This window comes from Petrotoga sp. SL27 (genome assembly GCF_002924605.1).
Taxonomy (GTDB): domain Bacteria; phylum Thermotogota; class Thermotogae; order Petrotogales; family Petrotogaceae; genus Petrotoga; species Petrotoga sibirica.
Map to the genome: position 1 here is coordinate 122598 of NZ_JAIP01000019.1, position 253 is coordinate 122850.

A 253-nucleotide genomic window follows, 5' to 3' on the forward strand; every position below is an offset into this window, starting at 1 on the left:
ATTCATAAATCTCGGCGGTGGTTTTGGTATACCTTATAAACCTGAAGAGAAGGAACTTGATATATATTATGTTTCACAACAAATAAAAAGTTTGTATGAGAATATTTTATTAGAAAATGGATTAAAGCCTCCAAAGATATATATGGAGCATGGAAGATACATTACGGGTCCTAATGGCTACTTAATAACCAAAGTATTGCACATAAAAGATTCCTACAAAAAATATGCTGGAATTGATGCTAACTCTGCAAAT

At 31.2% G+C, this 253-nt stretch carries 1 pseudogene; it reads left to right on the top strand.

Features of this window, described 5'->3' with window-relative positions:
* Window positions 1-253, top strand: a pseudogene (locus AD60_RS07855) (diaminopimelate decarboxylase); the annotation flags it as partial.